This is a genomic window from Streptomyces thioluteus (assembly GCF_039535865.1).
Genome location: NZ_BAAAXZ010000094.1, coordinates 1 through 24,153, shown reverse-complemented (window position 1 = coordinate 24,153; position 24,153 = coordinate 1). Strand labels below are relative to the sequence as shown.

General features: G+C 71.2%; 14 protein-coding genes and 10 pseudogenes. 8 read left to right on the top strand and 16 right to left on the bottom strand.

Annotation, left to right across the window (positions count from 1 at the left end):
* Window positions 1-3 precede the first annotated feature (3 nt).
* The gene (locus ABD794_RS12245) at window positions 4-1,116 is read left to right on the top strand and encodes an alpha/beta hydrolase (protein ID WP_344963066.1); all 1,113 of its coding nucleotides are present in this window, start codon (window positions 4-6) and stop codon (window positions 1,114-1,116) included.
* A gap of 19 nt (window positions 1,117-1,135) precedes the next feature.
* Here ABD794_RS12245 and folE read toward each other — a convergent pair whose 3' ends face one another.
* The 6 genes and pseudogenes from folE to dacB (ABD794_RS12215) form a co-directional block, all read right to left on the bottom strand.
* Window positions 1,136-1,744, bottom strand: a complete 609-nt coding sequence (folE, locus tag ABD794_RS12240; RefSeq protein WP_344963064.1) for a GTP cyclohydrolase I FolE — start codon at window positions 1,742-1,744, stop codon at window positions 1,136-1,138.
* Between the two features lie 130 nt (window positions 1,745-1,874).
* The gene (gene ftsH, locus ABD794_RS12235) at window positions 1,875-3,875 is read right to left on the bottom strand and encodes an ATP-dependent zinc metalloprotease FtsH (RefSeq protein ID WP_344963062.1); all 2,001 of its coding nucleotides are present in this window, start codon (window positions 3,873-3,875) and stop codon (window positions 1,875-1,877) included.
* Between the two features lie 296 nt (window positions 3,876-4,171).
* Window positions 4,172-4,713, bottom strand: a pseudogene (hpt, locus tag ABD794_RS12230) (hypoxanthine phosphoribosyltransferase).
* Window positions 4,714-4,830: 117 nt separating this feature from the next.
* Window positions 4,831-5,850: pseudogene (gene tilS, locus ABD794_RS12225) on the bottom strand (tRNA lysidine(34) synthetase TilS).
* A 196-nt stretch (window positions 5,851-6,046) separates the two neighbouring features.
* Window positions 6,047-7,183 (bottom strand): annotated as a pseudogene (locus ABD794_RS12220) (zinc-dependent metalloprotease).
* A 213-nt stretch (window positions 7,184-7,396) separates the two neighbouring features.
* Window positions 7,397-8,840: pseudogene (dacB, locus tag ABD794_RS12215) on the bottom strand (D-alanyl-D-alanine carboxypeptidase/D-alanyl-D-alanine endopeptidase).
* Window positions 8,841-8,927: 87 nt separating this feature from the next.
* Between dacB (ABD794_RS12215) and ABD794_RS12210 the strand changes: the two are divergent.
* Window positions 8,928-9,425: an inorganic diphosphatase gene (locus ABD794_RS12210; protein ID WP_049716339.1), complete on the top strand. Its 498-nt coding sequence runs from the start codon at window positions 8,928-8,930 to the stop codon at window positions 9,423-9,425.
* Here the strand turns inward: ABD794_RS12210 and ABD794_RS12205 are convergent.
* The 3 genes and pseudogenes from ABD794_RS12205 to ABD794_RS12195 form a co-directional block, all read right to left on the bottom strand.
* On the bottom strand, window positions 9,386-9,802 hold the full coding sequence (locus ABD794_RS12205) for a threonine/serine exporter family protein (protein WP_344963061.1): 417 nt from the start codon (window positions 9,800-9,802) through the stop codon (window positions 9,386-9,388). The genes ABD794_RS12210 and ABD794_RS12205 overlap by 40 nt on opposite strands.
* Window positions 9,803-10,209: 407 nt before the next feature.
* Window positions 10,210-10,842 carry a threonine/serine exporter family protein gene (locus ABD794_RS12200; protein ID WP_344963060.1) on the bottom strand — a complete coding sequence of 211 codons (633 nt, stop codon included), beginning with the start codon at window positions 10,840-10,842 and terminating at the stop codon, window positions 10,210-10,212.
* Between the two features lie 573 nt (window positions 10,843-11,415).
* Window positions 11,416-12,098, bottom strand: a pseudogene (locus tag ABD794_RS12195) (DedA family protein); the annotation flags it as partial.
* Between the two features lie 291 nt (window positions 12,099-12,389).
* On the opposite strand from ABD794_RS12195, the gene ABD794_RS18915 reads away from it, so the two are divergent.
* Window positions 12,390-12,575, top strand: coding sequence for a heavy metal-binding domain-containing protein (locus tag ABD794_RS18915; RefSeq protein ID WP_425586002.1), 186 nt, complete (start codon window positions 12,390-12,392; stop codon window positions 12,573-12,575).
* 1,980 nt (window positions 12,576-14,555) lie between these two features.
* Window positions 14,556-15,296 carry a hypothetical protein gene (locus ABD794_RS12185; protein ID WP_344963058.1) on the top strand — a complete coding sequence of 247 codons (741 nt, stop codon included), beginning with the start codon at window positions 14,556-14,558 and terminating at the stop codon, window positions 15,294-15,296.
* Window positions 15,297-15,305: 9 nt separating this feature from the next.
* Here ABD794_RS12185 and ABD794_RS12180 read toward each other — a convergent pair.
* Window positions 15,306-15,588: pseudogene (locus tag ABD794_RS12180) on the bottom strand (glutamate decarboxylase); the annotation flags it as partial.
* Window positions 15,589-15,931: 343 nt separating this feature from the next.
* Complete coding sequence (locus ABD794_RS12175; protein WP_049716342.1) at window positions 15,932-16,300, bottom strand: YbjQ family protein; 369 nt, start codon at window positions 16,298-16,300, stop codon at window positions 15,932-15,934.
* A gap of 242 nt (window positions 16,301-16,542) precedes the next feature.
* On the opposite strand from ABD794_RS12175, the gene ABD794_RS12170 reads away from it, so the two are divergent.
* Together ABD794_RS12170 and ABD794_RS12165 are read left to right on the top strand one after the other, a co-directional pair.
* Entirely contained in the window at window positions 16,543-17,379 is an 837-nt protein-coding gene (locus ABD794_RS12170) for a DedA family protein (protein WP_344963056.1), read from the top strand.
* Between the two features lie 108 nt (window positions 17,380-17,487).
* The gene (locus tag ABD794_RS12165; protein ID WP_344963054.1) at window positions 17,488-19,158 is read left to right on the top strand and encodes a threonine/serine exporter family protein; all 1,671 of its coding nucleotides are present in this window, start codon (window positions 17,488-17,490) and stop codon (window positions 19,156-19,158) included.
* Window positions 19,159-19,218: 60 nt separating this feature from the next.
* On the opposite strand, the gene ABD794_RS12160 is transcribed toward ABD794_RS12165, so the two are convergent.
* Entirely contained in the window at window positions 19,219-19,716 is a 498-nt protein-coding gene (locus ABD794_RS12160; RefSeq protein WP_049716339.1) for an inorganic diphosphatase, read from the bottom strand.
* An 86-nt stretch (window positions 19,717-19,802) separates the two neighbouring features.
* Here ABD794_RS12160 and dacB (ABD794_RS12155) point away from each other — a divergent pair.
* Together dacB (ABD794_RS12155) and ABD794_RS12150 are read left to right on the top strand one after the other, a co-directional pair.
* Window positions 19,803-21,240: pseudogene (gene dacB / locus ABD794_RS12155) on the top strand (D-alanyl-D-alanine carboxypeptidase/D-alanyl-D-alanine endopeptidase).
* Between the two features lie 211 nt (window positions 21,241-21,451).
* Window positions 21,452-22,106 (top strand): annotated as a pseudogene (locus tag ABD794_RS12150) (zinc-dependent metalloprotease); the annotation flags it as partial.
* On the opposite strand, the pseudogene ABD794_RS18910 reads toward ABD794_RS12150, so the two are convergent.
* From ABD794_RS18910 to ABD794_RS12130, 4 genes and pseudogenes are all read right to left on the bottom strand, one after another.
* A pseudogene (locus tag ABD794_RS18910) lies at window positions 22,075-22,686 on the bottom strand (RNA degradosome polyphosphate kinase); the annotation flags it as partial. The pseudogenes ABD794_RS12150 and ABD794_RS18910 sit on opposite strands and share 32 nt — an antisense overlap.
* 269 nt (window positions 22,687-22,955) lie before the next feature.
* Window positions 22,956-23,150: a hypothetical protein gene (locus ABD794_RS12140; protein WP_344963052.1), complete on the bottom strand. Its 195-nt coding sequence runs from the start codon at window positions 23,148-23,150 to the stop codon at window positions 22,956-22,958.
* Window positions 23,151-23,157: 7 nt separating this feature from the next.
* Complete coding sequence (locus tag ABD794_RS12135) at window positions 23,158-23,964, bottom strand: hypothetical protein (protein WP_344963050.1); 807 nt, start codon at window positions 23,962-23,964, stop codon at window positions 23,158-23,160.
* Window positions 23,961-24,153, bottom strand: a pseudogene (locus ABD794_RS12130) (ABC transporter ATP-binding protein); the annotation flags it as partial. The pseudogene ABD794_RS12130 and the gene ABD794_RS12135, both read right to left, overlap by 4 nt.

The following is a 24,153-nucleotide window of genomic DNA, read 5'->3' as shown; positions in this document are numbered from 1 at the left end:
CTCATGGGTCTCACCAGCAAGACAGTTCTCCTGCTGGCCGCCGTGCTCGCGGTAGTGCTCTTCGCACTGACCGTCTGGCTCTGGCCGCGCCTCGGCAGGAAGGGCGTGGGCTCCATTCTGGGCCGGATCGGCATGCTGATCGTCACCCAGCTGTCCCTGTTCGCGGCCATCGGTCTCTACGCGAACTACTCGTTCGGCTTCTACGCCTCCTGGGCCGACCTCTTCGGCCAGGAGCAGGACCAGGGCGTCGTCGTCGACCACAGCGCGGGGCAGAAGCAGGTCCAGGTCGTCGGGGTCCAGCAGGTGAACGTGCCGCGCGCCTCGGTGCCGCGGGTGGCGGGCCAGATCGAGAAGGTCAACATCCAGGGCCCCGAGTCGAAGATCGCCAGCCCGGCCTTCGTCTATCTGCCGCCGGAGTACTTCCAGCCGGAGTACGCCAAGCGCGCCTTTCCGGCCTCCGTCGTCCTGACCGGCTACCCGGGCACCGCCGAGGCGCTGATCAAGGGCCTGCACTACCCGCAGACCGCGCACAAGCTGGCCAAAGAGAAGAAGATGCAGCCCACCATCCTGGTGATGATGCGGCCGACCGTCGCCCCGCCCCGGGACACGGAGTGCATGGACATACCCGGCGGCCCCCAGACCGAGACCTTCTTCGTCAAGGACCTCCGCAAGGCGCTCTCGCAGCAGTACCGGATCGGCACCAAGGCCAAGAACTGGGGCATGATCGGCGACTCGACCGGCGGCTACTGCGCGCTCAAGCTCGGCATGCGCCACCCCGACGCGTACGGCGCGGTGGCCGCCCTCTCCGGCTACTACAAGGCCCCGCAGGACCCGACGACCGGTTCCCTCTTCGGCGGCAGCAAGAAGCTGGAGCAGGAGAACGACCTGATCTGGCGGCTGAAGCACAAGCCGCTGCCCGAGATCTCGATGCTGGTCACCAGCAGCAAGCAGGGCGAGCACAACTACAAGGACACGATGAAGTTCGTGGAGCTCGCCGCCAAGCACCCCACCCGCGTCTCCTCGATGATCCTGGAGAGCGGCGGCCACAACTTCAACACCTGGCGCCGTGAGATCCCCGGCACCCTCCAGTGGATCGGCGGCCGCCTCAGCGCCTGACCTCCCGCGTCCGCCCGCCTCAGCGGCCGGACATGATCAGGCTCATCGCCTCCGCGCGCGACGCGGGGTCACGCAGCTGGCCCCGCACCGCGGAAGTGATCGTCTTCGCCCCGGGCTTGCGGATCCCGCGCATGGACATGCACATGTGCTCGCACTCGATCACCACGACCACGCCCCGGGCCTCCAGGATCTCCGACATGGAGTCCGCGATCTGCGTGGTGAGCCGCTCCTGGACCTGCGGCCGGCGGGCGTAGACGTCCACGAGCCGGGCCAGCTTCGACAGTCCGGTGATCTTCCCGCTGGTGGCCGGGATGTAGCCGATGTGCGCCACGCCGTGGAACGGCACCAGGTGGTGCTCACAGGTGCTGTAGACCTCGATGTCGCGGACCAGCACCATCTCGTCGTGGCCCAGGTCGAAGGTCGTGGTCAGCACGTCCTCCGGCTCCTGCCACAGACCGGCGAATATCTCCTTGTACGCGCGGGCCACCCGCGCCGGCGTCTCGCGCAGGCCCTCCCGGTCCGGGTCCTCGCCGACCGCGATCAGCAGTTCGCGAACGGCGTTGACGGCCCGCTTCTCGTCGAATTCCCCGATGGAACGCTCGCCGTCCAGGGTGACCGGATCGATCATGGAGTTGCCCTCGTTCTCTCGTGCGTACGCGCTGTGCCACGGCCGGACGCGCGTACACATGCGCGATGCCGCGCCCCCCAGGCTAGAACCTGGGTGACGCGGCATCCATTCCGGGCCTCGTGACCGCCTCCTACTCGGGGCGGATGTCCTCCGGGAGCTCCACCGAGTCCACGGCGCCGACGCCGTTGCTGGGGGCGAGCTCCTTGGGGGAGAGCACCGGCGGGCGGCTCGAGGGCGTACGACGCGAGGAGCCGGTCCAGGCCGGGCGGGCCGGGCGCTTCACGACGTGCTTGAAGATCTCGGCGATCTCCTCCTTGTTCAGCGTCTCCTTCTCGAGGAGCGCCAGCACCAGGTTGTCGAGGATGTCGCGGTTCTCGACGAGGATCTCCCACGCCTCGTTGTGCGCGGTCTCGATCAGCTTCTTGACCTCTTCGTCGACCAGCGCGGCGACCTCTTCCGAGTAGTCGCGCTGGTGCGACATCTCGCGGCCCAGGAAGGGCTCGGAGTTGTCGGAGCCGAACTTGATCGCGCCGAGGCGCTCGGTCATGCCGTACTGGGTGACCATCGCGCGGGCCGTGGCGGTGGCCTTCTCGATGTCGTTCGCGGCGCCCGTGGTCGGGTCGTGGAAGACGAGCTCCTCGGCCGCCCGGCCGCCCAGCATGTAGGCGAGCTGGTCGAGCATCTCGTTGCGCGTGGTCGAGTACTTGTCCTCGTCCGGCAGGACCATGGTGTAACCGAGCGCGCGGCCGCGGGACAGGATCGTGATCTTGTGGACCGGGTCGGAGTTCGGGGAGGCCGCCGCGACCAGGGCGTGACCGCCCTCGTGGTACGCGGTGATCTTCTTTTCCTTGTCCGACATGATCCGGGTCCGCTTCTGCGGTCCGGCCACGACGCGGTCGATCGCCTCGTCCAGCATGTGGTTGTCGATCAGCTTCCGGTCGCTGCGGGCCGTCAGCAGGGCGGCCTCGTTCAGCACGTTCGACAGATCGGCACCGGTGAAGCCGGGGGTCCGGCGGGCGACGGCCGCGAGGTCGACGTCCGGGGCGACCGGCTTGCCCTTCTGGTGGACCTTGAGGATCTCCAGACGGCCCTGCATGTCCGGGCGGTCGACGGCGATCTGCCGGTCGAAGCGGCCCGGGCGCAGCAGCGCGGGGTCGAGGATGTCGGGCCGGTTGGTGGCCGCGATCAGGATGACGCCGCCCTTGACGTCGAAGCCGTCCATCTCGACGAGCAGCTGGTTCAGCGTCTGCTCGCGCTCGTCGTGACCGCCGCCGAGGCCCGCGCCGCGGTGCCGGCCGACGGCGTCGATCTCGTCGACGAAGACGATGGCCGGGGCGTTGGCCTTGGCCTGCTCGAACAGGTCACGGACCCGGGAGGCACCCACACCGACGAACATCTCGACGAAGTCGGAGCCGGAGATCGAGTAGAACGGGACGCCCGCCTCGCCCGCGACGGCGCGCGCGAGCAGCGTCTTGCCGGTGCCGGGCGGGCCGTAGAGCAGCACACCCTTGGGGATCTTGGCGCCCACGGCCTGGAACTTCGCCGGCTCCTGGAGGAACTCCTTGATCTCGTGGAGCTCCTCGACGGCCTCGTCCGAACCGGCCACGTCGGCGAAGGTGGTCTTCGGGGTGTCCTTGGTGATCAGCTTGGCCTTGGACTTCCCGAAGTTCATCACCCGGGAGCCGCCGCCCTGCATCTGGTTCATCAGGAACAGGAAGACCACGACGATGAGCACGAACGGCAGCAGGGAGAGGAGCACCCCGATGAAGGGGTTCTGCTTGGACGTCGCGACGTTGTAGCCCTCGGGCAGGACGTCCTTGTTCTTCTGGTCGACCTCGTCCTGCAGCATCTTGGAGAGCTGCACGCCCTGGTCGCCGATGTAGTTCGCCTGGACCTTGCTGCTGCCCTTGACCTTCTCGCCGGGCTTGAGCTCGATCTTGATCTTGTTCTCGTCGCCCGTCGTCAGCTCGGCCGACTTCACCTTGTGGTCACGGATCGCCGCGACGACCTGACTGGTGTCCACCGACTTGTAGCCGCCGGACGAGCCGACGACCTGCATCAACACGACCACGGCGAGGACGGCCAGCACGATCCACATGACCGGCCCACGGAAGTAGCGCTTCACGTCCATCCATACGGGGCGCGAGCGCCCCGTCCCTCCTGCCACAGTGAGGCACGGTGCCCCCGGACGGGGGTGCCTGTGCGTACGGTGTTCTGCTCGGCCTTGCAGTACTCGACCCTGCAGTACTTGACTCAGAACCGCTTGAAAAGACTGACCTTCGGACGGTACCCCAGCATTGTCACCCGACGACGCCGCAGACGGTCAACAAATCCGTCTTCCCCTCCTCCAACGGCGGAAAACCGCGAAGGGTTCCCGGCGGCCGCCGGGGCCCGGTGCAGGGACCGTCCCCCCAGGCCAGGGGTGAATCAGCCGCCGTAGACGTGCGGCGCGAGGGTGCCCACGAAGGGCAGGTTGCGGTACTTCTCCGCGAAGTCGAGGACCGTAACCCCACGACGAACTCGTTCGGGATGTCGAAACCGACCCACTTCACGTCGATGGCGACCTTGGCCGCCTCCGGCTTGCGCAGCAGGGTGACGACGTTGAGCGACGCCGGCTCGCGGGAGCCGAGGTTCGACAGCAGCCACGAGAGCGTCAGACCGGAGTCGATGATGTCCTCGACGATCAGGACGTGCTTGCCCTTGATGTCGGTGTCGAGGTCCTTCAGGATCCGGACCACGCCGGAGGACTGGGTGCCCGCGCCGTAGGAGGACACGGCCATCCAGTCCATGGTGACGGGGTTGGACAGCGCGCGCGCCAGGTCCGCCATCACCATCACGGCGCCCTTGAGGACACCGACGATGAGCAGGTCCTTGCCCGCGTACTCCGCGTCGATCTTCGCGGCCAGCTCGGCCAGCTTCGCGTCGATCTCTTCCTTGGTGATGAGCACCGACTTGAGGTCGGTGCCCATGTCCTTGTCGTCCACCCGCGCCACTCTCGTTCGATGGAGGATCGTCCGGTCTCCGGGCTCCTGCCGCCCGGTCCGGACCGGCGGGGCCCGGACCGTGATCGTTCACGGCCGTTCGAATCAGCCCTGCCGGAGGACCAGTCTGCCACCATGCCGGTGGACCGCGACGCGCCCGGGGAGGTTGATGGCGCGCTGGCCCCGCCAGCCGGTGATCAGCCGGTCGACCTCCTCGATGTGCCGGGCGAAGAGCGAACCGGCCGGGGAGCCGGCCTCGATGGCCGCGCGGCGCAGCACCCGGCGGCGCACCGCGGCGGGCAGCGCGTAGAGCTTGGCGACCTCCAGGGCGCCGCTGTCGTCCCGGACGGACGGCTCCACGGCGACGGCCCAGGAGTCCAGCGCGTCGGCGTCGTCGCGGGAGAGCTGCGCGGTCCGGGCCAGCGCCTCGACGACGCCCTTGCCGAGGGCCTTCTCCAGGACGGGCAGGGCCTCGTGGCGGACACGGGAGCGGGTGTAGGCGGGGTCGACGTTGTGCGGGTCGTCCCAGACGGGCAGCGACTGGACCATGCAGGCCTTGCGGGCGGTCTGCCGGTCGAGCCCCAGGAACGGGCCCTGCGGTAGCGGCCGCCGACGCCGGAGGCCGTGGCCATGCCCGACAGCGAACGGGTGCCGGAGCCGCGGGCCAGTCCGAGGAGCACCGTCTCGGCCTGGTCGTCACGGGTGTGGCCGAGGAGGACGGCGGAGGCGCCGTGCCGCTCGGCGGCCTCGTCGAGCGCGCCGTAGCGGGCGTCGCGGGCGGCGGCCTCGGGGCCGCCGTCCCTGCCGACGGCCACCGGGAGCGCTTCTACGGGGTCGAGGCCCAGCGCGCGGAGGCGGCACGCCACTTCGGCGGCGCGGAGGTCGGAGCCCTCCTGGAGGCCGTGGTCGACGGTGATGCCGCCGGCGCGGACGCCGAGCCGGGGGGGCCTCGAAGGCGAGGGCGGAGGCGAGCGCCATGGAATCGGCGCCGCCGGAACAGGCGGCCAGGACGAGCGGGGAGCGGGGGCCGCCGGTGGGGTCGGCGGGCGGAGCGAGGGTGAGGACGTCGTGGAGTACGCGGCGGACCGCCAGGCGTATCGCGGCGACCGCGGGGTGTGGACCCATGTCCGAGTGTCCAATCGTTCCAACGAGGAGCCAACGGGAAGGGGTTGTGGGGACGTGCGGGCTGCGTCAGTCACGCTGTGTGCGTAGATGGTGACAGAGACGAGCCTTTACCCGAGCATCGCACGCCCACCCCTGGCACACGGTCCCTCGGACGGGTGATTACGGGAGCGTTCATCCGTCACGGGGCGCGGTGGGGTCACCCGTCGGAGCGTCCGTGCACCCGCGCGACCCAGTCCGCGGGTTTGGCGATCTCGGACTTGGTCGGGAGTGTGTTCGGCGAGGTCCAGACCCCTGTTGAACCCCTCCATGCCGACCTCGTCGACAACAGCGCGCACGAACCGTTCACCGTCACGGTACTGCCGCAGCTTGGCGTCGAGGCCCAGCAGCTTCCGCAGCGCGGCGTCCAGCCGGCCGGCGCCGCTGGCCCGCCGCTGCTGGAACTTCTCGCGGATCTCCGCGACCGACGGGACCACCTGCGGGCCCACGCCGTCCATCACGTAGTCGGCGTGCCCCTCCAGGAGGGACATCACGGCCGTCAGCCGGGCGAGGACCTCCCGCTGGGCCGGGGTCTGGACCAGTTCGACGATGCTCCGCCCGCCACGCGCCTCCTCGTCCTCCGGCGGCCGGCCGCCGGCCAGCGTCTGCAGCGCCTCCCGGAGCCGCTCCCAGCAGCGTGGCCGGGTCGACCTCGGTCTCGGCGAGGAACGTCTGGGACCTCGCCCTCGATGTGGTCGCGCAGCCAGGGGACGGCGGTGAACTGCGTGCGGTGCGTCTCCTCGTGCAGGCACACCCACAGCCGGAAGTCGTGCGGGTCGACGTCCAGTTCGCGCTCCACGTGGACGATGTTCGGGGCCACCAGCAGCAGCCGGCCGCCGCCCTCGGCGGCACCGGGCAGCTCGCGGGTGGCCGGGGCGAACGTCTCGTACTGGCCGAGCACCCGGGACGCCAGGAACGACAGCAGCATCCCCAGCTCCACGCCGGTCACCTTGCCGCCGACCGCGCCCAGGACGGCGCCGCCGGGCAGATTGCCCCGGCGGTCCTGCATCTTCTCCAGCAGCGGCCCGAGGACCGCCCGGAAGCCGGCGACGTTGGCCCTGATCCAGCCGGCCCGGTCCACGACGAGGACCGGGGTGTCGTCGGCGGGGCCGCCCGGCGGGGACATCCGGGTGAACGACCTGACGTGCTCCTCGGACGACTTGGCGTACCGCCGCAGTTCGGCGACGACGTCGCGGGCCTCCTCGCGGCTGACGTCCGGCCCCGGCCGCACGAGCCGCGTCGCGGTCGCCACCGCGAGCTTCCAGTCGACCATCTCCGCACCACCGATGCTCGTCATGGCTTCACGGTACGTGCTGCGTGCGGGGTGGCACAGGCGTGGGTTCGTGCCCCGGTCCCGCCCTTTCACACGTTTCTTCGCGCTCCGCGCGGGTGTCCTCAAGCGCCGGACGGGCCTGAAAATCAGCCCGTCCGGCGCTTGAGGACACCGCCCGAAGGGCGGTTCCGGGCGAAGCCCGGTGAGAAACGGTGAAAGGGCGGGGCCGGGGCAAACTCACCGCACCGCGGCCACCCCCACCGCCAGCCGGTCCAGCGCCCGCTGCGCCCCCTCCGGATCCGACGTCCCGTCCGCCATGAACGCGAAGGCGAGCAGCCGGCCGTCCGCCGCGACGACGGTTCCGGCGAGCGTGTTCACGCCGGTCAGCGTGCCCGTCTTGGCGCGCACCAGCCCCCGGCCGTCCGCCTCCTGATACCGCTCTCCCGCAGCGTCCCGCTGAACCCCGCCACCGGCAGCCCGGTCAGGACGGGGCGCAACTCGGGGGCGCGCGCGTCCGACGCGCGCGCCAGGAGGCGTGCCAGCAGGTCGGCGGAGACGCGGTCGGAGCGGTCGAGACCACTGCCGTCCGCGATCCCGGAGCCCGCCCGTCGGCAGGCCGAGCTTCTCCAGCCGCGCCGTGACCGCCCGTCCCGCCCCGTCGAAGCTCGCGGGCTGCCCGTCCGCCAGGGCGGTCTGCCGGGCGAGCGCCTCGGCGATGTCGTTGTCGCTGTTGGTCAGCGCCCGCTCGACCAGCTCGGCCAGCGGCGCGGACGAGACGGCCGCGATCCGGCGCGCCGAAGCCGGCGCGCGCCCCTCCTCGACGGGACCGTCGACCCGTACGCCCCGCTCCCCCAGCAGGTCCGCGAACTTCCGCGCCGCGTCCCCCGCGGGGTCGGCCGAGCGCGCCGCGGGCCCGTGGTCGGAGTCGTCGAGGCGGCCCTCGTCGATCATGAGGGGGCTGACGGGCGCCAGGTTTGTCGTTGGGCCCGATCGGGTGCTGCGCGGACCCGGCGTACCGCGAGACGTCGTACGACAGCCGCGTACGGTCCGCGCCCCGCGCCTTGAGCGCCCGCGCGGTCGCGTCGGCCAGCGCGGGCAGGCTCGCGAACCGCTCGCCGGACGCCGCGGGCCGCGCCGTGAGCGTGGGGTCGCCGCCGCCGACGAGCACGATCCCGTCGTCCCCGAGCATCACCGGGGTCTCGATCCGGTGATCGCCGCCGAGGGCGGCCAGCGGCCGCCGCCGACGTGACAAGCTTGATCGTCGATGCGGGAGTGACGGGCCCGCGCCCTCGTCGGCCCCGAAAAGCCGCCCGCCGCCGGCGACGTCCACGACGGACGCCGAGACGTGCGGACCCAGCGCGGAATCCCTGAGCAGCGGCTCCAGCGCGGCGGCCACCCCGTCCGCGGCGGGCGCGCGGCCGCCGGTCACGGGGCCGGCCAGCACCGGCCCCGCCGGGGGCCGCGGCGGGGCGGGACGCGCGGAATGCCCCCGGTCGGCGGCTGCGGCGCGGACCCGTTCGGCCTTACGCTGTCCGCCGTCCCAGGGGCCGGCAGCCGCCACCGCGCCCGCGGCGACGACCAGGCCCGCCGCGGTCGAGGCCGCGACGAACCGGGCGGTCCGGTGCCGCGTCAGCGGTACGAGAACGCCGCGCACGGCCTGCCACCGTCCGCCTGCGGGCATTACGGACCAGCCCCTTTCGCCACCACACACCTGCGTGGGGGACACTTAATCACCAGACGTATGTGGTTGATCATGAAGGAGCCACTCGTGGAGTTCGACGTCACCATCGAGATTCCGAAGGGTTCGCGGAACAAGTACGAGGTGGACCACGAGACCGGTCGCATCCGTCTGGACCGCCGTCTCTTCACCTCCACCAGCTACCCCGCCGACTACGGCTTCGTCGAGAACACCCTCGGCGAGGACGGCGACCCGCTGGACGCGCTCGTCATCCTGGACGAGCCCACCTTCCCGGGCTGTCTCATCAAGTGCCGCGCCGTCGGCATGTTCCGTATGACCGACGAGGCGGGCGGCGACGACAAGCTGCTCTGCGTCCCGGCCAACGACCCGCGCGTCGAGCACCTGCGCGACATCCACCACGTGTCGGAGTTCGACCGCCTGGAGATCCAGCACTTCTTCGAGGTCTACAAGGACCTGGAGCCGGGCAAGTCGGTCGAGGGTGCCGAGTGGGTCGGCCGCGCCGAGGCCGAGGCCGAGATCGAGGCCTCCTACAAGCGCCTCGAGGCCGCGGGCGGCTCGCACCACTGAGCAGGACCGTGAGGAGCGGACGCGCGGTGTGAAGCACCTGAGGCACCTGAAGCACAGGAGCTAGAAAACCGCGCGTCCGCTTCGCCGCGCGCCGGGCCAGCCCCGCCCGGGACGACGAGGAACATCCGCGCCGTCTCCGACCCGAGGTTGACGCCGATCGCGATGGCCAGCGCCAGGGCCGCCGCCCTGCTGAGGCTGGCCATCCCGGTGTTCATCTCGTTCTTGGCGAAGTTCAGCAGCGCGAAGTACACCGCGCTACCGGGCAGCAGCGGCCCGATCGCCGCCGTGACGTACGGCAGGGCGGACGTGTACTGGTAGCGCGAGAGCAGCTGCCCGAAAAGGCCGACGAGCCCGGCCGCGATGGCCGTGGCGGGCACCGGGGTCGAGCCCCGCGGTGTCGGCGAGCGCCCCGTAGACCACCCATGCGACCCCGCCGTTGAGCGTCGCGTGGAGCACGGTGTGACGTTCCTGCTGAAGCGACACGGCGAACGCGAAGGCCAGCAGCATGGCCGCGGACGATCTGCACCACGGCCGCTCCTGGCGCTTGCTAGCACCGCCTCCGGGTTGAGCGTGGCCCCGCCGACCCGCACACCGCCGTAGTAGCACGATCAGCACGCCGCTGACGATGCCGACGATCAGATAGCCGACCTCCAGCAGGCGTGCGGACGCGGTGATGTAGAAGCCGGTCAGCCGTCCTGCACGCCCGCGACAGCGCCCGCCCGGGGATCAGGGCGAAGAGCCCACCAGTGATCACCGCGGGACGCCTGGACGTGCACCACGTCGTTCATGGTGCTGACCCGCCACTCCTATCGCGGCCGGCGGCATCGCCGCCACCACGAACTGGTAGAACTCCGGCAGCCCCCGCGCCGAGGCCCAGCCACGCCAGCCGGTCGCCCATGCATCGCGCCGGCCGCCGCCGCCAGGAACACACCACGGGCCCGCCGCCGACCAGCAGGCTCGCCGCGCCCGCGAGGCTAGTCCCGGCGGCCAGGGTCAGGGGCCCAGCCGGGGTACCGGTGCCGGTTGCGTGCGTATCTCCGCGAGGCGCGCGGTACGCCTCCTCGAGGGTGAGGCCTGGGAGGTGATGTCGTGGACGAGCCGGAAGACGGCCGAGAGCCGGGTGTAGATCCGTGCCGCGGCGGCGTACGGTGCGGCTGGCGGTGACGGGGTCGTCCACCAGGGACGGCTGGTAGCTGACTCGACAGCAGGTGTGAAGGTGACCGTTCGGCTCGCAAGCGGTGCAGCCCGTAAGCGTGCGCGGACGCCGTATACATCGCCGCTCGACGTCCTCGGCGCCCTCGCCGCCCGCGAGCAGCAGTTCGCCGATGCGCAGGACCAGGTCCAGGACGCGGGGGACGGCCGGGCCGGCCTCCTCCCCCTTGCCGGGCGCTCCGGCACCGCCGCTCGCCGACGGCATCCGGACCATGGTGCGCATCCGGTCACTGCCAGGGCGCGTCCTTGAGCAGGCTGACCTTCGGGGTGCCGAGCGGCGGCGTGAGTTCCGAGTAGGGCGATGCCCTGGGTCGTGGAGCCCGACGAGGGCGGGCTGAAGGCGGATCCCTCCGGGCGCCGGTCCTCGGGGCTCGGCGATGCCCTTGGGCACGGCGAACTCCCGAGGTCGGGTGCTCGTCCTCCGGTACGGCGGCTTGGGCACGCCCAACGGCGGCGTGAACGCGCTGCGCGCTCGTCGCTCTGCGGTTTGCGGTCCTCTCCGGCCTCCGAGGACCGCCGTCCCGCTGCCGATCACCACTGCGCGCTCTCCTACACGCTCTGTGCAGGTCAACATGCCCGATCAGGAGTACGGGTGCCCAGTGGGGGCCGTGGGATGCGAGGGAATCGCGCGGTGATCACCGGCGCGTCTCAGCGCCGGGCGTGACGCCCGCGCGGCGGACGCTGCTGTGAGGAGTGCGCTGCTCCGCGTCGTCCGGCTTGATGCTGAGCGGGTACGGCATGTACGTCCTGGTAGTGCGGCCGTGGACCTGGTAGTACTCCCGCGGCGGCTGCGGCCCGCTGCGCACCCTCGCCGCGGGGTGCTCGCCGCCCCGTCCTTCTTCGTCCCGTCTCTTCGCATTGGAGCGCGCGCCCGCAGGAAACTCTCGATCGCGATCGGCACGACCGAGACCAGCACGATCGCCACCAGCATCGCCCTCGATGTTGGTCGGACGAACTCGATCCATGCCGAGCACCGCGCCCAGCAGCGTCACCCCGGCGCCCACAGGGTGCCGCCGATGATGTGAAGATCAGGAAGGACCGGTAGTTCATCGGCTCACGCCGGCGATGATCGGCGTGAAGGTGCGGATCACCGGCTACGAAACGGGCCAGGACCAGCGACTTCGGCCCGTACTTCTCGAAGAGAACTCGTGGGCCTTCTCGACGTTCTCCTGCTTGAAGAGCCGGGAGTCCGGGCGCCGGCAAGAGCGCTGCTCACCACTATGCGTCCGAAGAGGTAGCCCGCCTCCGGTCGCCGAGGACCGCCGCGACCACGACGAGAGGAGGCAGACGACCCACAGACGGGTAGTCGTCACAGCTTCCCCGTGCGTCACCAGGAGACCCGTGGTGAACAGCAGGGAGTCGCCCTGGCAGGAAGAACCCGATCAGCAGTCCCGACTCGGCGAAGACGATGGCCAGCACACCGAGCAGGCCGAACTGGCGGATCAGATAGTCCGCGTCCAGCCACTGCGGGCTCGAGCGCGAGTTGGGTGACGGGGGGTCACGGTGTGATCAGGCTCTGGGTCGCGCAGGCTCGTGCGAGGCCCGGGCACAGGCGCAAGGGGGACGTACTTTCCCAAGCTATCAACGTCATCGGGCGGCCCCCCGGTTCCGGAGACACGCAGCGGGGACGCGACCCGGGGCCGCGCGACCCCGGAGCGCGCAACCCCGTGTGCCGCTCACGCGTCCCGCAGGTCGGACGCAAAGAATGCAGGAAAAACCGACACAGAACGAAGGTGGACGCGATGGCATCGTATGAGTGGGGCGGCGGGACAGCACGAGCAGTCCGACGTGCTCGTGGTCACGACGAACGACGTACCCGGGTACCGGGCTCGAGCGCGTCATCGGCTGAGGTCTTCGGCCTCCACGGTGCGCTCCCGCCACGTCGGCAGCCAGATCGGCGCGGGCCTGAAGTCGCTGATCGGCGCGCGCGAGCTCTAACGGGCCTCACACGAAGACGCTGGTCCAGACGCGTAACCAGGCCATGGAGCGGTTGGTCGAGCAGGCGCGGGCGCGGGGTTTGCGAATGCTGGTGCTGATGTCCGCTTCGATGTGACGGAGGCGGCGGATGTGGGCACGGAGGTGTTGTGCGTACGGCACGGCCGCTGGTGATCGCGCCCGCTCGCCGTAGCAGGTTGGCGGGGTGTTTGCCCCACCCCGCCCTTTCACCGTTTTCCGCAGGGGCTCCGCCCCTGCACCACCCCGCGGCGGTGCGCGGTGAGCTCCGCGCGGTGAGCTCCGCGCGGTGAGCTTCCGCGCGGTGAGCTCCGCGCATGTGAGCGGGGCTTCGCCCCTGCACCCCACCGGGGGGCTGCCCCCGAAGCGCCCTCGGGCGGTGTCTCAAGCGCCGGACGTGGACTGATTCAGCCCGTCCGGCGCTTGAGGACAACCGCGCGAAGCGCGGTTGCGGGGTCCAAGGGCGGGGCTGGGGCAAACCCCCACGCATGCCACAAGCTCCCGCTGGTACCCGTCCCCCATGCCACTCCACAAGGGATCGCACCCCCGCGCCCCCAAGCGCGGCTACTCCGTCAACCCCTTCTACGGCGAAGCCGACCCCGTGCGGACATGGCGTCAACCCCCCTCGCCACTCGCTCCCCGACAAGCCCCATTGACCCCCCGCACCGCCCTATCAGCTCGTCCACGCGATCGATGCTGTATGCTCGACTACGTGCTAAAACTACCCCGGCTGATCAACTCGCGCCCTTCGTGTCACATCCTGGACTGGAGCGCCAGGCGGCGTCCTCATCGGCCCGTTTCAGTGCCGCGGACAATGTATACTATGATCGACAAGGCTCACTGCAAGAGGTTTTGAGAACGGAAGGCTGTGATGGAACAGAAAGGTGTCACAGCGCAAGGGACTTACGATAAAAAATCACTTTATACTTATGTGAAGAAAGAACAACGGCAGACTTGGAGTTCCGTGAGGACGGACACCCTTCCGCCTACATTCTTCATCGACCCTTCGTTTATCATGGCCCTGACTTCCGGGCCACCCGCAGGTGTCCCTGGGCCGGTGCGACGCCCCTGGCCGAGTCCTAGAAGCCGTCTTCCAGCTTGTGGATACTACCAGCCTCTTCTGAGGTGCTCGCCTCGTTCCCCTTGTGTGTGGGCAGGACGATCTCCCACATGTGCTCCGTACGCGGTAGCCGGGGTATAAGTCGCGTCCGCGTTAGAGCCCATTCGGATGCCGCGACTTACAGTCGCGCATCACGGCCACGATGCGGGCCGCGTTCCTTGGGGTCTGTTGATCCAGCACGCCGATGCGGAAATCTCCTTGCCGGTTGGGCGTAGTTATAGAAGATCGCCGCGGCCGGTTTCGAACGATTGCGTGTGTGATTGAAGCCCTCGGGGGACGAGCTCCGCAAACTGCACAAGAAAGTGGGCCGCCCTAGCCTGGTCCCGGCCCACGGACGCTTGGTTTAGCACCCGGCGGCGGCCTGACGTTTCCGGGCGGCGCGGCTCGGCCAATGGTTATTTTTTTAATGGGTCGCGGGAGGCACGGGGGTCAGCAGATTCTCGGAGTCGAAGCGGGGTGGCCGGCGTACGCGTACCGGTGACGCGCGTCACCCGCGGAACGCCTTGGCGTTCCCCCGCCTCCTTCGGGTCATCCAGTGGTCACTAGTCCCCCACGGATCAGTCTAGCAGCGAGCCACCGCTAACAGCGCCGAGATCCCGGTCCAAGCAGGCTGTGTGACCAGGGCGACCCGTCCACCTTAGCAGGCTCGTGCGTCGTCCCGAAAAACGGATCGGCAACCTTGGCCACGGCGAAAGAGCACTAGCTGGGACCTAATTGTGGGCCAAGGACGTGAAGGCAAATAATTCCCAAGGAAGCCACCGTTTCGATCTACTCTACTTTTCCCTCACCCTCCTTCAACCGTTGACTAACACTTGTTGCTTGATTGAAGATGAGATCACTCACGTGTGATATTTCGTTCGTCCGGCCCCGCCCGCGGCGCACGCGGCCGTGCACGCTCTACGGCGTGCGCACCGCCCTGCATAGGCGGCGTCGCCCTGGTCACCCTGGCCGGGCTCGGCGCGGGCGTGGCGGCGCTGCTGATGATCCGGGACGAGGCCGAGGACCGGCGGGACGCCAAGGCCGTGCCGCGGGTGACGCGCACCGTGACCCGTACGCCGGCCACCCCGCGCGACTCCGCGCTGCCCACCGCCTCCGCGACCCCGCCGCCCGCCGCCGCGGACGTCAAGGCCCCGCCGGGCTACCGCTCCGTCCAGGACCCGGCGGGCTTCGCGTTCGCCGTCCCCGAGGGCTTCACCCGCTCGTTCGAACCGCCGCGCGTCTTCTACTACTCGCCCGGCAAGGAGTTCCGCATCGGCGTGCTGATCCAGGACCCCAAGGACGGCGGCCCGCTCGGCGTGATGCGCGACTCCGCCTCCGAGGCGCCGGACCGCTACCCCGGCTACCGCGACGGCCGGGTCGTCCGCACCACCCACAAGGGGAACGAGGCGGCCTCCTGGGAGTTCACCTGGAACGGCTTCGAGGACTCGGCCGGCTCCCGGCACACCCTCGACCTCGCCTGGAACGAGGGCGAGAAGATGTACGACGTGTGGGTGTCCGCACCGGACGCCAAGTCGGCCGAGGGGCGGCGGCACTTCGAGACCGCGCTGGACACCTTCGTCCGCACCCGGCCGTTCTCCGGGCAGTGAGCCTTGTCAGATCATGTTCTTGTCCCGGCACTACAGGCCATGAGGGCGCCGGCCTTGCGGCTCCATCCAGGTGGTGACGAAGGTCGCGAGGTTGAGCCGGGAGTTGCCGTCGAGCATCAGCTCGTCGTGGACGAGCTGATAGGCGGTGCGGGGGGTCATTGGGCTTGTCGGGGAGCGAGTGGCGAGGGGGGTTGACGGCCATGTCCGCGACGGGGTCGGCTTCGCCGTAGAAGGGGGTTGACGGAGTAGCCGCGCTGGGGGCGCGGGGGTGCGATCCCTTGTGGAGTGGCATGGGGGACGGGTACCACGGGAGGCTTGTGGCATGCGTGGGGGTTTGCCCCAGCCCCGCCCTTGGACCCCGCAACCGCGCTTCGCGCGGTTGTCCTCAAGCGCCGGACGGGCTGAATCAGCCCGTCCGGCGCTTGAGGACACCGCCCGGAGGGCGCTTCGGGGGCAGCCCCCCGGTGGGGTGCAGGGGCGAAGCCCCGCTCACTGCGCGGAGCTCACCGCGCGGAGCTCACCGCGCGGAGCTCACCGCGCGGAGCTCACCGCGCACCGCCGCGGGGTGGTGCAGGGGCGGAGCCCCTGCGGAAACGGTGAAAGGGCGGGGTGGGGCAAAACACCCCGCCAACCTGCTACGCGAGCGGCGCGATCACCACGGCCGTGCCGTACGCACACACCTCCGTGCCCACATCCGCCGCCTCCGTCACATCGAAGCGGAACATCAGCACCGCATTCGCACCCCGCGCCCGCGCCTGCTCGACCAACCGCTCCATGGCCTGGTTACGCGTCTGGACCAGCGTCTTCGTGAGGCCCTTGAGCTCGCCGCCGATCAGCGACTTCAGGCCCGCGCCGATCTGGCTGCCGACGTGGCGGGAGCGCACCGTGAGGCCGAAGACCTCGCCGATGACGCGCTCGACCCGGTACCCGGGTACGTCGTTCGTCGTGACCACGAGCACGTCGGACTGCTCGTGCTGTCCGCCGCCCCACTCATCGATGCCCATCGCGTCCACCTTCGTTCGTGTGCGGTTTTTCCCGCATTCTTGCGTCCGACCTGCGGGACGCGTGAGCGGCACACGGGGTTGCGCGCTCCGGGTCGCGGCCCCGGGTCGCGTCCCCCGGCGGTCTCCGGAACCGGGGGGCCGCCCGATGACGTTGATAGCTTGGGAAAGTACGTCCCCCTTCCCCCCGCCTGTGCCCGGGCCTCGCACGAGCCTGCGCCCCCGACCCAGGAGCCTGATCACCCGTGACCCCCGTCACCCAACTCGCGCTCGGCCCGCAGTGGCTGGACGCGGACTATCTGATCGGCCAGTTCGGCCTGCTCGGTGTGCTGGCCATCGTCTTCGCCGAGTCGGGACTGCTGATCGGGTTCTTCCTGCCGGGCGACTCCCTGCTGTTCACCACGGGTCTCCTGGTGACCACGGGGAAGCTGGACGACTACCCGCTGTGGGTCGTCTGCCTCCTCGTCGTGGTCGCGGCGGTCCTCGGCGACCAGGCGGGCTACCTCTTCGGACGCAAGGTGGGGCCGGCGCTCTTCCGGCGCCCGGACTCCCGGCTCTTCAAGCAGGAGAACGTCGAGAAGGCCCACGAGTTCTTCGAGAAGTACGGGCCGAAGTCGCTGGTCCTGGCCCGTTTCGTGCCGGTGATCCGCACCTTCACGCCGATCATCGCCGGCGTGAGCCGGATGAACTACCGGTCCTTCCTGATCTTCAACATCATCGGCGGCACCCTGTGGGGCGCCGGGGTGACGCTGCTGGGCGCGGTGCTCGGCAGGATCGAGTTCGTCCGGACCAACATCGAGGCGATGCTGGTGGCGATCGTGCTGGTCTCGGTCGTGCCGATCGCGATCGAGTTCCTGCGGGCGCGCTCCAAGGCGAAGAAGGACGGGACGAAGAAGGACGGGGCGGCGAGCACCCCCGGCGGGGTGCGCAGCGGGCCGCAGCCGCCGCGGGAGTACGACCAGGTCCCGCCGCACTACCAGGACGTACAGCCGTACCCGCTCCAGCAGCAGCCGGGGAACGACGCGGAGCAGCCGCACTCCTCACAGCAGCGTCCGCCGCGCGGGCGGCACGCCCGGCGCTGAGACCGCCGGGATCACCGCGATTCCCTCGCATCCCACGGCCCCCACTGGGCACCCGTACTCCTGATCGGGCATGGTTGACCTGCACAGGAGCGTGGAGGAGAGCGCGCAGTGGGTGATCGGCAGCGGGACGGCGGTCCGTCGGAGGCCGGAGAGGACCGCAAACCGCAGAGCGACGAGGCGCGCAGCGCGTTCACGCCGCCGTTGGGCGTGCCCAAGCCGCCCGTACCGGAGGACGAGCACCCGACCTCGGAGTTCGCCGTGCCCAAGGGCATCGCCGAGCCCGAGGACCGGCGCCCGGAGGGATCCGCCTTCAGCCCGCCCTCGTCGGGCTCCACGACCCAGGGCATCGCCTACTCGGAACTCACGCCGCCGCTCGGCACCCCGAAGGTCAGCCTGCTCAAGGACGCGCCCTGGCAGGACCGGATGCGCACCATGGTCCGGATGCCGGTCGGCGAGCGGCCGGTGCCGGAGCGCCCGGCCAAGGGGGAGGAGGCCGGCCCGGCCGTCCCCCGCGTCCTGGACCTGGTCCTGCGCATCGGCGAACTGCTGCTCGCGGGCGGCGAGGGCGCCGAGGACGTCGAGGCGGCGATGTACGGCGTCGCGCACGCTTACGGGCTGCACCGCTGCGAGCCGAACGTCACCTTCACCCTGCTGTCGGTCAGCTACCAGCCGTCCCTGGTGGACGACCCGGTCACCGCCAGCCGCACCGTACGCCGCCGCGGCACGGACTACACCCGGCTCTCGGCCGTCTTCCGGCTCGTCCACGACATCACCTCCCAGGGCCTCACCCTCGAGGAGGCGTACCGCCGCCTCGCGGAGATACGCCGCAACCGGCACCCGTACCCCGGCTGGGCCCTGACCCTGGCCGCCGGGCTGCTCGCGGGCGCGGCGAGCCTGCTGGTCGGCGGCGGGCCCGTGGTGTTCCTGGCGGCGGCGGCCGGCGCGATGCTGGGCGACCGGCTGGCGTGGCTGGCCTCGGCGCGGGGGCTGCCGGAGTTCTACCAGTTCGTGGTGGCGGCGATGCCGCCGGCCGCGATAGGAGTGGCGGTCAGCACCATGAACGACGTGGTGCACGTCCAGGCGTCCGCGGTGATCACTGGTGGGCTCTTCGCCCTGATCCCCGGGCGGGCGCTGGTCGCGGGCGTGCAGGACGGGCTGACCGGCTTCTACATCACCGCGTCCGCACGCCTGCTGGAGGTCGGCTATCTGATCGTCGGCATCGTCAGCGGCGTGCTGATCGTGCTCTACGGCGGTGTGCGGGTCGGCGGGGCCACGCTCAACCCGGAGGCGGTGCTGCAGCGCCAGGAGCGGCCGGTGGTGCAGATCGTCGCGGCCATGCTGCTGGCCTTCGCGTTCGCCGTGTCGCTTCAGCAGGAACGTCACACCGTGCTCCACGCGACGCTCAACGGCGGGGTCGCATGGGTGGTCTACGGGGCGCTCGCCGACACCGCGGGGCTCGACCCGGTGCCCGCCACGGCCATCGCGGCCGGGCTCGTCGGCCTTTTCGGGCAGCTGCTCTCGCGCTACCAGTACACGTCCGCCCTGCCGTACGTCACGGCGGCGATCGGGCCGCTGCTGCCCGGTAGCGCGGTGTACTTCGCGCTGCTGAACTTCGCCAAGAACGAGATGAACACCGGGATGGCCAGCCTCAGCAGGGCGGCGGCCCTGGCGCTGGCCATCGCGATCGGCGTCAACCTCGGGTCGGAGACGGCGCGGATGTTCCTCGTCGTCCCGGGCGGGCTGGCCCGGCGCGCGGCGAAGCGGACGCGCGGTTTCTAGCTCCTGTGCTTCAGGTGCCTCAGGTGCTTCACACCGCGCGTCCGCTCCTCACGGTCCTGCTCAGTGGTGCGAGCCGCCCGCGGCCTCGAGGCGCTTGTAGGAGGCCTCGATCTCGGCCTCGGCCTCGGCGCGGCCGACCCACTCGGCACCCTCGACCGACTTGCCCGGCTCCAGGTCCTTGTAGACCTCGAAGAAGTGCTGGATCTCCAGGCGGTCGAACTCCGACACGTGGTGGATGTCGCGCAGGTGCTCGACGCGCGGGTCGTTGGCCGGGACGCAGAGCAGCTTGTCGTCGCCGCCCGCCTCGTCGGTCATACGGAACATGCCGACGGCGCGGCACTTGATGAGACAGCCCGGGAAGGTGGGCTCGTCCAGGATGACGAGCGCGTCCAGCGGGTCGCCGTCCTCGCCGAGGGTGTTCTCGACGAAGCCGTAGTCGGCGGGGTAGCTGGTGGAGGTGAAGAGACGGCGGTCCAGACGGATGCGACCGGTCTCGTGGTCCACCTCGTACTTGTTCCGCGAACCCTTCGGAATCTCGATGGTGACGTCGAACTCCACGAGTGGCTCCTTCATGATCAACACATACGTCTGGTGATTAAGTGTCCCCCACGCAGGTGTGTGGTGGCGAAAGGGGCTGGTCCGTAATGCCCGCAGGCGGACGGTGGCAGGCCGTGCGCGGCGTTCTCGTACCGCTGACGCGGCACCGGACCGCCCGGTTCGTCGCGGCCTCGACCGCGGCGGGCCTGGTCGTCGCCGCGGGCGCGGTGGCGGCTGCCGGCCCCTGGGACGGCGGACAGCGTAAGGCCGAACGGGTCCGCGCCGCAGCCGCCGACCGGGGGCATTCCGCGCGTCCCGCCCCGCCGCGGCCCCCGGCGGGGCCGGTGCTGGCCGGCCCCGTGACCGGCGGCCGCGCGCCCGCCGCGGACGGGGTGGCCGCCGCGCTGGAGCCGCTGCTCAGGGATTCCGCGCTGGGTCCGCACGTCTCGGCGTCCGTCGTGGACGTCGCCGGCGGCGGGCGGCTTTTCGGGGCCGACGAGGGCGCGGCCGTCACTCCCGCATCGACGATCAAGCTTGTCACGTCGGCGGCGGCGCTGGCCGCCCTCGGCGGCGATCACCGGATCGAGACCCCGGTGATGCTCGGGGACGACGGGATCGTGCTCGTCGGCGGCGGCGACCCCACGCTCACGGCGCGGCCCGCGGCGTCCGGCGAGCGGTTCGCGAGCCTGCCCGCGCTGGCCGACGCGACCGCGCGGGCGCTCAAGGCGCGGGGCGCGGACCGTACGCGGCTGTCGTACGACGTCTCGCGGTACGCCGGGTCCGCGCAGCACCCGATCGGGCCCCAACGACAACCTGGCGCCCGTCAGCCCCCTCATGATCGACGAGGGCCGCCTCGACGACTCCGACCACGGGCCCGCGGCGCGCTCGGCCGACCCCGCGGGGGACGCGGCGCGGAAGTTCGCGGACCTGCTGGGGGAGCGGGGCGTACGGGTCGACGGTCCCGTCGAGGAGGGGCGCGCGCCGGCTTCGGCGCGCCGGATCGCGGCCGTCTCGTCCGCGCCGCTGGCCGAGCTGGTCGAGCGGGCGCTGACCAACAGCGACAACGACATCGCCGAGGCGCTCGCCCGGCAGACCGCCCTGGCGGACGGGCAGCCCGCGAGCTTCGACGGGGCGGGACGGGCGGTCACGGCGCGGCTGGAGAAGCTCGGCCTGCCGACGGGCGGGCTCCGGATCGCGGACGGCAGTGGTCTCGACCGCTCCGACCGCGTCTCCGCCGACCTGCTGGCACGCCTCCTGGCGCGCGCGTCGGACGCGCGCGCCCCCGAGTTGCGCCCCGTCCTGACCGGGCTGCCGGTGGCGGGGTTCAGCGGGACGCTGCGGGAGCGGTATCAGGAGGCGGACGGCCGGGGGCTGGTGCGCGCCAAGACGGGCACGCTGACCGGCGTGAACACGCTCGCCGGAACCGTCGTCGCGGCGGACGGCCGGCTGCTCGCCTTCGCGTTCATGGCGGACGGGACGTCGGATCCGGAGGGGGCGCAGCGGGCGCTGGACCGGCTGGCGGTGGGGGTGGCCGCGGTGCGGTGAGTTTGCCCCGGCCCCGCCCTTTCACCGTTTCTCACCGGGCTTCGCCCGGAACCGCCCTTCGGGCGGTGTCCTCAAGCGCCGGACGGGCTGATTTTCAGCCCGTCCGGCGCTTGAGGACACCCGCGCGGAGCGCGAAGAAACGGTGAAAGGGCGGGACCGGGGCACGAACCCACGCCTGTGCCACCCCGCACGCAGCACGTACCGTGAAGCCATGACGAGCATCGGTGGTGCGGAGATGGTCGACTGGAAGCTCGCGGTGGCGACCGCGACGCGGCTCGTGCGGCCGGGGCCGGACGTCAGCCGCGAGGAGGCCCGCGACGTCGTCGCCGAACTGCGGCGGTACGCCAAGTCGTCCGAGGAGCACGTCAGGTCGTTCACCCGGATGTCCCCGCCGGGCGGCCCCGCCGACGACACCCCGGTCCTCGTCGTGGACCGGGCCGGCTGGATCAGGGCCAACGTCGCCGGCTTCCGGGCGGTCCTCGGGCCGCTGCTGGAGAAGATGCAGGACCGCCGGGGCAATCTGCCCGGCGGCGCCGTCCTGGGCGCGGTCGGCGGCAAGGTGACCGGCGTGGAGCTGGGGATGCTGCTGTCGTTCCTGGCGTCCCGGGTGCTCGGCCAGTACGAGACGTTCGCCCCGGCCAACCCGCGAGCTGCCCGGTGCCGCCGAGGGCGGCGGCCGGCTGCTGCTGGTGGCCCCGAACATCGTCCACGGTGAGCGCGAACTGGACGTCGACCCGCACGACTTCCGGCTGTGGGTGTGCCTGCACGAGGAGACGCACCGCACGCAGTTCACCGCCGTCCCCTGGCTGCGCGACCACATCGAGGGCGAGGTCCCAGACGTCCTCGCCGAGACCGAGGGAGCTCCGGCCAGCGGACCATGGTGGATGCCCTGCTCGGCGAGCTCGGGGGCGACGTCCCTGCTGGAAGCAGGCGGCGTGCCGGGCATGAGCTCGCGGGAGCGGGTCCAGATCTGCTCCAGCACCTCGCGGGGCTGCAGGCCCGCGGCGGAGCGCGTGGCGACCCGGTGGCGATGCGGCGCTTGAGACCGGCCACCCGGACCATGAAGAACTCGTCGAGATGCTGGCGAAGATGGCCAGGAAATTGGCGCGTTCCAGCAGGGGCGTGGCCGGGTCCTCGGCCAGCTCCAGCACCCGCTCGTTGAACGCCAGCCAGCTGCGCTCGCGGTCCAGGAAGCGGCCCCTCGGGCAGCGGCTCGGCGTCCCGGGCGGGATCGTCCTCCTGGCCGCCGTAGCCGTCCGCGTAGTCGATGCCGTGGGCGTCCGCGTACGAGCGGGGGTCTCCGGAGGAGTAGGCGTCGTAGGCGTCCAGCTCGCCGTCGAGGTCCGGCTCCAGCTCGGGCACGAGCGGGGAGAAGGCCGTGCCGGGCGGCGCGCGGTGAGGAAGCCGAGGGGGCGGGGCCGCGGCTGCTGCTCGTCGCGCGGCCGGTCCTCTTCCCGGGGACGCTCGGGGCGCTCGGACGCCGAGGGTTCTGCCATACCTTCATGGTGCCGCTCCTCGCGCGGAGCGGGCACGACGGAGACGGGGGCGGGCTCGTGGCCTGCGCTGTCGTCCGTGGGGGGCGAAGGGCTGCATTCCGCCAGACTCGCAACCGCGGTTGAATCACGGGTAACGCCCACATGGCGTACGGGAAACCCGGGGGCCTCCCCGCGGTGGCGGACACCCCGGGGAGGCCCGGGGCACCCCAGGGCCGCCGGTCAGGCGCGGGTGCGCCGGAACCACCGGACGGCGGCCGTCGCGGCGAGCGCGGCCGCGGCCAGCGTGAGGCCCGCCTCGGCCCACTGCAGGGGCCACAGGTGGGAGGCCGGGTGGTAGTCGAGGTACCACCGGTCGGCGTGGTGCCGGGCCAGGCACGTGACGGGGTCCACGCCCACGTCGCACTGGGCGTCCACGATGCGTTCACCTGTACGGGTGAGGATGCCGCGCTCGAACCGCCAGCTGTCGTCCCCCGGAGAGGCCCGGCATCGCGGTGCCGTCGCTCGTCACAGGGCTGATCAGATACGGCCGGACCGAGGTCAGCGCCCACCGCACCAGGCCGTAGACGACCAGGGTGATCCCCATCGCCCGGAGGGTGCGCCCGGCCAGCAGGCCGACCAGGACACCGAGGGCGATGCCGAGCAGCGCGTTTCGCGACCGGCGCGGGGCCGAGCATGTCGAACGACGTGTACCAGGTCTGCCCCGGCAGGAGGCGGTAGGGCACGGCCGACCAGGTCCAGGTATAGACCGCCGACAGCAGCGAGACCCCGGCCAGCACGAACACCACGGCACGGCGACCTTCACCGCCAGCCACCGCAGCGGCGTCACGGACTGGGTCCACGCCAGCTGGTACGTGCCGCTCTCCAGCTCGCGCGCGATCATCGGCCCGGCGACGAGCAGGCCGACGAGCAGCGGCAGGAACTCCAGGACCAGGCCGTTGTAGTGCAGGACGTCGCCGTAGCCGCCCCGGAAGTCGTCGAGGGTGCGCGTCCGGTCGGGGACATCGCCGTCGAGCCCGTGCCGGTGGATGTAGTCCGTCATCGCCCAGCGCAGGATCACCAGTTGGACGGCCATCACGACGACCAGCGCGATGCCGGCGGCCACGGTGGCGCGGTGCTGCCGCAGCACCATCCAGGCCGGGCCGCGCGGCCCGGGACGGCGAGGCGGCGGGGAAGAGGTCTCCGGCATGGAGGCGGTCTCCGGGGTCTTCGGTGTCAGGGCCGCGCTCATGCCGCCGCCCCGGCGGAACGGGGCTCGGCGCTCGGCGTGAGCAGCGGCGGGGCATCGGGGGCGCGGAGGTGGGCGAGGAGCAGGTCCTCCAGCGAGGGCTCACTCGTCTCCCACTGCCCGGCGAGCGGCCCCTCGGGCCGGATCAGGGCGGTGAGCTGCCGGCCCGTGGACCGCGACTCGACGACCGTG

What these genes read in the sequence shown, in the direction of transcription:
- ABD794_RS12245 (WP_344963066.1), top strand. Translation starts at nt 4, where the DNA reads ATGGGTCTCACCAGCAAGACAGTTCTCCTGCTGGCCGCCGTGCTCGCG.
- folE (WP_344963064.1), bottom strand. Translation starts at nt 1,744, where the DNA reads ATGATCGATCCGGTCACCCTGGACGGCGAGCGTTCCATCGGGGAATTC.
- ftsH (WP_344963062.1), bottom strand. Translation starts at nt 3,875, where the DNA reads ATGGACGTGAAGCGCTACTTCCGTGGGCCGGTCATGTGGATCGTGCTG.
- ABD794_RS12200 (WP_344963060.1), bottom strand. Translation starts at nt 10,842, where the DNA reads ATGCCGTCGGCGAGCGGCGGTGCCGGAGCGCCCGGCAAGGGGGAGGAG.
- ABD794_RS18915 (WP_425586002.1), top strand. Translation starts at nt 12,390, where the DNA reads ATGAGTGGGGCGGCGGGACAGCACGAGCAGTCCGACGTGCTCGTGGTC.
- ABD794_RS12175 (WP_049716342.1), bottom strand. Translation starts at nt 16,300, where the DNA reads ATGGGCATCGATGAGTGGGGCGGCGGACAGCACGAGCAGTCCGACGTG.
- ABD794_RS12135 (WP_344963050.1), bottom strand. Translation starts at nt 23,964, where the DNA reads ATGAGCGCGGCCCTGACACCGAAGACCCCGGAGACCGCCTCCATGCCG.